A 6,442-nucleotide genomic window follows, 5' to 3' on the forward strand; every position below is an offset into this window, starting at 1 on the left:
ATCGCAACGCGCGTTCCCCCCGCGAGGAACTTGGCCGACTCGGCCGCGATGACGATGTCTGAGGCGCAGACGAGGCCGAACCCGCCGCCGCCCGCCGCAAAGCCGTGCACCGAGGCGATGACAGGTGCTTCGAGCCGCAACAAGCCGGTGACCGCATTCTGCAGATAGGCCGTCGCCTGGCGGATATAGTCCGGTAATTTCTCGCCTTTGGATGCAAAGGCGCGCACGTCACCACCGGCGCAGAAGTTCGCACCCTCGCCACTCAGCAGCACCACGCGCAGATCGGGGTGGCCGTGACACGCCATGATGGCATCGCAGAGCGCGCTGAGAAGCTCGACGCTCATGCCGTTCGCGGCATCGGGCCGGTTGAGACGCAGATGCGCGATGCCCTTGTCGATGTCGAGCAGAACAGGTCCCTTGTCGATCATGGTGCGAGACCTCTCCTAAACCAGGAATGACAGTGTGTAGATCGCCTTGTCATTGTTGACGAGCACCACCTTTTTGTAAGCCATGCGCAAATCGCCATCGACATGGCGCAGTCGGTACTCGTTGCGGGCGGCCCACAGCGTATCGTCACGCAAGCTCGATTCGAAGATCAGGCTGTTGCTGGCCACCCCGATGTCGCCACCCGGGTGCTCACCTATCAGCTCGATGTTGGAGACGAGCCGACGCAGGTTAGATTGCGGCGTCTGGGTGAAATGCTTGCCCGTCATGAGCTGGCGCACGCGCAGGGCGATCCGCGAGCGGTTGTCGTAGATGATGGACATCTCCCGCTCCGGATCGATATTGGCGCCGTTGGCCGGCACCCAGTAGACGCCATCGTCTGTCCAGAGCCTTTCCCAGGCCTCGTATTGATGCTCGTCCTGCAAGCGCGCCTCGCGATTCAGGAAGGCAGTCACGGCGCCCATCAGCGTGGCGCTGCTCTCGCGCGACAGCATCAGGCGGCCTCCATCAGCTTGCGATAGTGAGCCCAGATGCCGCGCGACGGCACCTCGTCGGTGACGTGGCCGATCTTGAAGCCGAGTTCGTCCCGGCGCTCGCGCTTTTCGCCGCGGCCCAGAAAAACCCATTCCGGATTGCGCGCCAGTACACCGCGATGGCAGCGTTCGTACATCTCGGAATCATCGGCGAGCAGGAAGCCGGCCGGGCCGACGGAGCCCATGGTCTGCTGGCGCAAGCGGCGGTTCAGATCAGGCGCCCCCTTGAACTGCAGCGCCGTGACGTGCTGCACGCTGTCGTCGACACCGAGCGGCTGAATGACGAACATCTGGATTTCGGCGAGAAACAGGTTCGGGAAGATCATCACATGCGGCGTGCCATCGATCATGATCTCCCGTGCGGCTGTATCGCCATAAGCCGCCTTCATGCGCGCCGTGTAGTCCGGCAAGCGCTCTTCACTGGTGCCGAACCAGCTCATCGGCAGGTCGCGCTTGCGGAACTCGGGCCGCAGGTCGATCTCGGTGTGGCCATTGCCGTAGTCGCGAGTCAGTGCGGTCGAGGCACCGCCATAGAGCTTGCCGATCATGCTGTCGGCGACGCCGAAGATCGAGGTGTGGACGAAGGCCGGATGATAGCCGTCGCACTCGTTCTCCAGGATGAACTTCCAGTTGGCCTTCACGCGATGTTTGAGAAAACCGGCCGTGATCTCGACTTCGCCTTCCGGCGAGGTGCGTACCAGGCGGTCGATGGTCTCGGCGGCGCCTCCGAGATGCTCTTTCAGGGTCGGGCCTTCGGCGGCGAAGGAGCCGAACACGAACCCGCGGTGGGATTCGACGCGCGTCACCCGACCGAGCGCGAGCTCCGCCCTGTCCTGCCCCTCATATCCGTCGGGAAAGGCATAACCAACCAGGCGGCCGTCATTGGCGAACGTCCATGAGTGGAACGGACAGGTGAAGGACCGCGCATTGCCGCGCTCATAGGAGCAGACTTGGTTGCCGCGGTGCGAACAGCGGTTGAGCAGCAGGTTTACCTTGCCCTGCTCGTCGCGCGTCATGATCACGGATTGCGGGCCGATTGACTTGACGACGTAGTCGTTGGCCTTGGGGACCTCACTCTCGTGGCCGACATAGACCCAGGTGCGGTACCAGATGTTCTGCAGTTCTGCCTCGAAAATGGAACGGTCGGTGTAGAGCGAGCCGTGGATCCGATCTGGGTGGATCAGCTCGTTCCACTGCGCCATCCGGCGTACGACGTTCATCGTCTGGCCTCCGACCCGAATAATAATCCGACTGACCGTTTAACTATTAGCAAAGCTGGCGCCGCACAGCAAGCCCGAATGCGTGGGCGTCGCCGTTGCCCTGGATGTGGCCTCCCATTCCCAGGCCTATCGACCAGAGCCGCCGGTGATCAAAGGGCGCTGCCAGGCAGCCGGAGACGCCGCCCGCGGAGAGCCGATCATGCGGAAGACCTATCAGAGCTTAGCTGGAGGACCCTGATCGACAGGTGATCGCAAGCAGTCCCCGGCGTCGACCAGCGGCTCGCAAGGATGGGACGTTGCCATGTTAGGCCACGGCAGGGATCAGCGGCAGCTGAAGCTTGAAGGCTGCGTTGCCGACCCGCTGCCGTTCCATGTGGTCATCAGCGGATAGACACACGCCGGATAGCTCACGGTGTTATCGCGCGACATCAGCATGATCTCCTCCGGAGCGACGCCCCTCTCGACCCAGTCTGTGAGCGCGGAGAAGAACTGATCCTGCTCGCGAGCGGGCTTCTGGTTGGCATTGCCGGGCAGTTTCGGCAGCGGCACGGCATCGTTGCGCCCCCCGGCCGCATAGGCGCGTCCCTGAGAGGAATGCGCGACGCCGGGCAACAGGTACATGCGCATGAATTTCTGCACCTCGGCTTGGCCACCCATCGCCGCCAACACTCGCTCGTGATAGTTGACGTTGCCTGCCGGCGGAATGGCGTCGTCGGCAAGCCCGCTCCAGACGATCACCTTGCGGCCGAGGTCGCGCAGCTTGGCAAGATCGGCCTTGTCAGTGGCGAGACCCGCAAACAGCGTCGGCTGCAGGGCGACGTTCTTGTCGAAGGCATCGGCAACACCGGCATAGTCGAGTTCGAGCCATTTGTTTCGGACATTCGTGGAGCCGTTCGCGATCGGGATCGATGACGTCGCGCCGGCATCGGCGGCATAGCGCACGTCCTGCAAGGCCAGCGCCAGAGCGTCCGTGGATGCGCTCTTGACCAGGCCGGCGATCGCGGTGCCGCGCGTGAACGTCCACCAGAGCTGATTGTTGCCGAGCGACTTTCCGCTCCGGGCATCGCGGCTCTGTGCTGCATCGACGTTGCCATCACGCGCCGCGCCGTACCAGATCTTGCCGAGCGCCCTCGCCTCGCTGGCGCTCATGCAGGTCGCCACATCATTGCTGCTGCCGGTGACGCCGGTCCCCGCCTCCCCCGCGCAAAGCGCCGCTGCATCGCGTGCAGGATCGTAATCGCACGCAAAGGGATCGAGCAGGAAGCCGAGCCCCGCCTTGTCGCAGCTCGCCACCGCGCGCTTGTTGACCGCATCCACCCTGGACGCGAAGGCGGCCGCTTCAGCCTTGTTGACTGCGGTGATGCCAAGCTCGGTCTTCATCACGATCTGCGGATAAATCGAGACGGTGCCGAATCTGGCAATGTTGAGCGCGGGCTGGGCGATCAGATAGCCGTCATAAAGCTCCGGAAATTCCTGAGCGATCTTCATGCCCTGCCGGCCGCCTTGCGAATGGCCGTCGTAATAGGCAAACTTGGGCGCCTTGCCGTAATAGAGATTGACCAGCGCCTTCGTCTTTACCGCCTGCTCGACCATCGCATCGACCGAAAAGCTGCGCAGCGCCTCGGCATTCACCTTACCGTCCGATAAGAACGTGAAGGAGCCGTCCTGGTACCAGGGCTGGCCGGCATCGGTGGTGCCGGAAGCATAACCGACGTTGGCATTGACGATGGCCGGCACCTTGCTCCCGATCTTGTCGGCATAGCGGTGTCCGCCGCCAACCCAGCCGCCGCCGCCATAGTTGCGGATGCGCTCATTCCAGTTGGCGGGTGTCGGCAGCCAGACTTCGATGCCGATGCCTTCGGAATACGAGCGCGCCGACTTGTCCTTCTCGGCAGTGGCGCCAGGGCCGATCAGCAATTTGACAAGGCAGAGGTCGGCGGCCGCCGTTATCGGCGTCGGCGCGTCCGGGGCCAGCAATTCCTCGCCCTTTTTCACCAGGCGAACGGCGACGACGCTGGTATTCTCATCAGGACGAAAAGCCTGCTTGATACCATCGTCGCACGACAGCGGCTCGGCCAGCGCGCTGGCAAGCTGGCTCGAGACTGCCAGCAGCAGGAGGGACCAGATGATTTTCCGTGGCGTAGTCGACATCGACATATCCCTCTCGATTCCGGGCCTGCAACGATAGCGCGTCGCTGACCTGGGACAATTATCCGTTTATTACCCGAACTTAACATGATGTTATTTTTGTCAAGTGGCCGCCGGACGTGGGCGAGCGAAGCGCTCGATGCATGCATCGCCGCGCACCATCCGAATGTCTTTGCGGGCGCGTATCGACGCGCGTCCGCTTCTTCGTGACTTGCCTCCCTTGATCCGACAAGCTAGGCAAGCTTCAGCAGGTACGAGTTGCAGTGGAGCGTCTACGATGTCCGAGCGTCCGGCGCGCGACGAGCGTCGCAAAGACTTCGTCTGGTGGACGAAGATCTCGAGCCGTTGGGCCGATTGTGATGCCTACGGACACGTGAACAATGCAACCTATTATAGCTGGTTCGACACGGCCTTGACCCTTCTGGCGATCGAGCGCGGAATTCTCCGTGCGCCAGGTCAGACGTCGATCGGGCTTTGTATCGCCAGTGAATGCGAATTCCTGGCTCCGGTCGGCTTTCCGGAAACGGTCGATATCGGCATTCGGCTGGGTCGACTGGGGAGCAGTTCGATCACGTACGAGCTCGCGATGTTTGGCGAAGCCGCCGACAAGGCATCGGCCGTCTGTAAATTCACGCACGTCTATGTCGACGCCGAAACGCGAGCGAAAGTATCGCTGACCGAAGAGCAAAGATCTGCGATTGGAGACTTGCTCCGGCATTAGCCCTCGCGCGGTCGGCCCGATATTCCCGTGTATTGAAGCACGATCAGGTCGGCCGTCTCATGGCGACGGCTCAGCATCGAAAGTAACCGGGCACAATCGCCCCATACCAGTCGAGCACGCGCCGCACCCAATTGCGTCGCATCCCGCCAATTGCCTGGTTGAAATTATCATTATGAAATTCTTGAGTGTAGAATGGCTCACGGTGTCTCACAAAGCGGACACCGGAAATTGGCGTAAGCATGAATGTCATGAATCGAACGACTCCTATGCTGGCCTGAGCGGTCAATTCCTCAGTACGGCTTCTGCTGATCGCCCGGCATTCTCGTCATCTCCTCCCTGAAGGCTTTCTCTGAGCAAGAAGCGCGATCTGCCTTGCGCCGTGCGGCACAAGGTAGATGACGAGGAACAGCAGCACGCCGAACACCGCGCCGGAGAGGCCCTTGGAGATGCTTTCCGCGATGTTCGGCACGAAGATGATGAAGGCAGCACCGACGAACGAGCCGGGCAGCCAGCCGACGCCGCCGACGACCATGCCCAGGAACAGCGAGATCGCGAGGAGGAAGGTGTAGCTGTCGGGCGCGACGAACTGCACCGCAATGGCGCTCAGCCCCCCCGCTACTCCGGTGATGCCGGCGCTCACTCCGAAGGCCAGCGTCTTGTAGAGCGCGACATCCACACCCATCGCGGAAGCTGCGATCTCGTTGTCGCGGATCGCCATGAAGGCCCGGCCCGAGCGGGAACGCAGCAGGTTCACCGCGAAGATGTAGATCGCGAGCGTCACGATGAGCGTGAAGTAGTACAGCCACATGTCCTGCGACATCGGCAGGCCGAACGGCGCGTCAGGCTTGGTGACGACGAGGCCCTGTACGCCGCCGGTCCAGTGCTCGATAACGTTCAGCTTGAGCAGCTGCGGCATCGCAGTTGCGAGCGCGAAGGTGGCGAGCGCGAGATAGACGCCCGACAGCCGCAGTGCCGGCTTGCCGAACAGGTAACCGAAGCCGAAACAGACCACGCCGGCGACCGGCAGCGTCAGCGCATAATTGACGTTGAAGTGCTCCAAGAGCACTGCGGTCGTATAGGCGCCGACGGCGTAGAACGCGCTCTGGCCGAGCGAGAACTGTCCGGAGCCGCCGGTCAGGATGTTGAGCGCCAGCACCGCGAGCCCGTAGATCAGGAGCATCGTCATCTGGAAGATGATGAAGTTCTTGACGAACACCGGCACGATCAACAGCACCGCCAGCACCAGCAGCGAGGTGCCCGTGCCCAGCGTCATGGCCCGCTTCGGAACCGCCTCGACCGCCTCGTGGCCTTCGCCGACGACTTCTTCTGCAGCGCTCATGATCAAACTCGCTTGACGATGTGCCGGCCGAACAGGC

General features: G+C 62.3%; 6 protein-coding genes. 1 reads left to right on the plus strand and 5 read right to left on the minus strand.

The genetic code is table 11. The features are described 5' to 3' along the window. From MOV75_RS23415 to MOV75_RS23430, 4 genes are all read right to left on the minus strand, one after another. Positions 1 to 428: enoyl-CoA hydratase/isomerase family protein (locus MOV75_RS23415; RefSeq protein WP_247006698.1), on the minus strand; the 428-nt coding region annotated here is incomplete at its 3' end. Positions 429 to 443: 15 nt separating this feature from the next. Continuing rightward, a complete protein-coding gene (locus MOV75_RS23420) occupies positions 444 to 938 on the minus strand; it encodes an aromatic-ring-hydroxylating dioxygenase subunit beta (RefSeq protein WP_246929899.1) in 495 nt (164 codons plus the stop codon). After that, complete coding sequence (locus MOV75_RS23425; protein ID WP_246929898.1) at positions 938 to 2,197, minus strand: Rieske 2Fe-2S domain-containing protein; 1,260 nt, start codon at positions 2,195 to 2,197, stop codon at positions 938 to 940. Before MOV75_RS23425 ends, MOV75_RS23420 begins: the two co-directional genes overlap by 1 nt. Positions 2,198 to 2,518: 321 nt before the next feature. After that, entirely contained in the window at positions 2,519 to 4,348 is a 1,830-nt protein-coding gene (locus MOV75_RS23430) for a tannase/feruloyl esterase family alpha/beta hydrolase (RefSeq protein WP_246929897.1), read from the minus strand. A gap of 274 nt (positions 4,349 to 4,622) precedes the next feature. Between MOV75_RS23430 and MOV75_RS23435 the strand changes: the two genes are divergently transcribed. Continuing rightward, on the plus strand, positions 4,623 to 5,066 hold the full coding sequence (locus MOV75_RS23435; protein WP_246929896.1) for a thioesterase family protein: 444 nt from the start codon (positions 4,623 to 4,625) through the stop codon (positions 5,064 to 5,066). 325 nt (positions 5,067 to 5,391) lie between these two features. Here the strand turns inward: MOV75_RS23435 and MOV75_RS23440 are convergent, their stop codons facing one another. Further along, complete coding sequence (locus MOV75_RS23440; RefSeq protein ID WP_246929894.1) at positions 5,392 to 6,405, minus strand: branched-chain amino acid ABC transporter permease; 1,014 nt, start codon at positions 6,403 to 6,405, stop codon at positions 5,392 to 5,394. Between the last annotated feature and the right edge of the window lie 37 nt (positions 6,406 to 6,442).

It is taken from the genome of Bradyrhizobium sp. PRIMUS42, from assembly GCF_023006515.1.
Taxonomy (GTDB): domain Bacteria; phylum Pseudomonadota; class Alphaproteobacteria; order Rhizobiales; family Xanthobacteraceae; genus Bradyrhizobium.

What these genes read in the sequence shown, in the direction of transcription:
- MOV75_RS23420 (WP_246929899.1), bottom strand. Translation starts at nt 938, where the DNA reads ATGCTGTCGCGCGAGAGCAGCGCCACGCTGATGGGCGCCGTGACTGCC.
- MOV75_RS23425 (WP_246929898.1), bottom strand. Translation starts at nt 2,197, where the DNA reads ATGAACGTCGTACGCCGGATGGCGCAGTGGAACGAGCTGATCCACCCA.
- MOV75_RS23430 (WP_246929897.1), bottom strand. Translation starts at nt 4,348, where the DNA reads ATGTCGACTACGCCACGGAAAATCATCTGGTCCCTCCTGCTGCTGGCA.
- MOV75_RS23435 (WP_246929896.1), top strand. Translation starts at nt 4,623, where the DNA reads ATGTCCGAGCGTCCGGCGCGCGACGAGCGTCGCAAAGACTTCGTCTGG.
- MOV75_RS23440 (WP_246929894.1), bottom strand. Translation starts at nt 6,405, where the DNA reads ATGAGCGCTGCAGAAGAAGTCGTCGGCGAAGGCCACGAGGCGGTCGAG.